At 75.8% G+C, this 1,692-nt stretch carries 4 protein-coding genes; all 4 read right to left on the minus strand.

What is annotated here, in order from left to right; all coding sequences use genetic code 11:
* Window positions 1-542: GPP34 family phosphoprotein (locus ACFHVL_RS31190; protein WP_416632208.1), on the minus strand; the 542-nt coding region annotated here is incomplete at its 3' end.
* The gene (locus ACFHVL_RS31195) at window positions 539-754 is read right to left on the minus strand and encodes a flavin reductase (RefSeq protein ID WP_416632209.1); all 216 of its coding nucleotides are present in this window, start codon (window positions 752-754) and stop codon (window positions 539-541) included. The genes ACFHVL_RS31190 and ACFHVL_RS31195, both read right to left, overlap by 4 nt.
* Window positions 755-791: 37 nt before the next feature.
* On the minus strand, window positions 792-1,049 hold the full coding sequence (locus tag ACFHVL_RS31200; protein ID WP_416632211.1) for a hypothetical protein: 258 nt from the start codon (window positions 1,047-1,049) through the stop codon (window positions 792-794).
* Between the two features lie 63 nt (window positions 1,050-1,112).
* On the minus strand, window positions 1,113-1,692 hold a 580-nt coding region (locus tag ACFHVL_RS31205), incomplete at its 5' end, for a hypothetical protein (RefSeq protein ID WP_416632212.1).

Genomic DNA, 1,692 nt, shown 5'->3' on the forward strand with positions numbered 1-1,692 from the left:
GCCGGCAACGGCTCACCCCGCCGCAACCGCATCGTCAGGCGGGCCCAGGCCCAGGCGGCCCGGTTCATGTCCGCCGGCACATGGACCACGGCGGTGGTCAGCAGCCGGCGGCGTACCGTCCGGGGCCGGACCACGCCCGCCTCTGCCAGCCGCCGCGCGACCTGGCCGTGGGCCCGCGGCGCCAGCAACGCCAACCACGTCCCTACCCGCCGATGCCCCGGCTCGGCCGCCAGCCAACGCAGAATCCAGCCGCCGAGCGCGTCCACCGGCACATGCCGCGCCGCCAGCCACAACCGGCCATCGTGCACCCGCAACGCGCCCGCGTCGACCAGGTCGGCCAGCAGGGCGGCGGCCAGACCGTACCCGACCGGCCCGGCCGGCAGACGCGGCCGACCCGTCACATCATCAGCCGCCAACAGGAAGAACTCGTCCGCCAGCAGCGGCGACCGGACCCGTACCGCCGCAGCCGGCACCGGCACCCCACCACCGGAAGCAACAGCGGCCGAGGCGGCGGCGGTGGCCTGGGCGCGGTAGACCGTCATGCCGGCCCCCGCCGCCGCGCCCACGCGATGAACCGCACGTACGTCTGCGCCGGAGTCAGGCCGGGCAGGTCACGGGCGGCTTCGGCGGCGCGCTCAGCCACGCACATGCAGCGGCCGATCCGGTCGAAGCTCGCCAGCAGCTCCGCGCGGGCCGGCTCGCACGGCCACGGCCGGCGGCAGGCCCGGCACCGCCACGACGGACGCCACGCCACATGCCCGACCCGGCCGCCACCGCCACCACCCGCGCGGTCACCGCCCGGCCCGCCGCCGGGACCGGCCGGGCCACACCCAGGTCCGCCGCAGGGTGACGGTCCGCGCCGGCTGCGGCGCCCACCGACGCCCGGCCGCCTCGACCTGCGCGGGCAGCAGCCCGCCGGTCGGACACGCCGGGCAGGTCAGGGTACGGCCACAGCCGGGACACCAGCGGTGCCGATGCCGACACAAACCGAACCCGACCACCACGCCGACCAGCAACGCGACAGCCGAGGCGAGCACCACATCCAGCATCAACGAACCCCTCTCCCTGCATCGTCCACAGTGTCAACCGACCGGCGGGCCGGGTCGACCGGGTCAGGCCGGCATCCCGGCCTGGAACTGCTGCGACTGCCAGTCCCGCAACGCCTGCTTGATCCGCACGTTCTCGTCCCGGGTGGCCGCCAACTCGGCCCGCACCGCCGTCAACTCGTCGGCGACCAGGTGCAGAAAGGTGCGTACCTCGATCGGGTCGCAACCACGCCGGGTGCGGACCGCGAACCGCCGGTCGCGGACCAGCCCAGGGCTGATCGACGGCCGCACCACACTGGCGCCGTAGTAGAGGTGGGTGCCGGCGTTGCCGCCGCGCCGGGCCGGCGGACGCGACCCACCGCCACCAGCAGCGGCGGGAGGCCGGGCGGCCGGTCGGGTCTGGTCGGCGAGGCTGGCGAGCAGCCGGGACTGCCGCCGGGTACGCCGAGGGAACAGGACACGGTCGAGAAGTCTGCGCACGGGTGGGACCGCCCTTTCGAAGGTCACGGGATCGCCGCTACATCGCGGTTCGGTGAGGAAGGTGGGATGGGCGGCCCGACCCCGAACGGGGGCGCGGAGGTCGGGCCGCCCGCCCTGCGCACGCAGCCACAAACGGCGGTACGCCCACAGGGACGCTGGTACGGGC

The sequence above is a fragment of the Micromonospora sp. LOL_023 genome, assembly GCF_048060115.1.
Taxonomy (GTDB): Bacteria; Actinomycetota; Actinomycetes; order Mycobacteriales; family Micromonosporaceae; genus Micromonospora_E.

Excerpts from the sequence above, each read along its gene's own strand:
- ACFHVL_RS31200 (WP_416632211.1), bottom strand. The coding sequence starts at position 1,049 with ATGCTGGATGTGGTGCTCGCCTCGGCTGTCGCGTTGCTGGTCGGCGTG.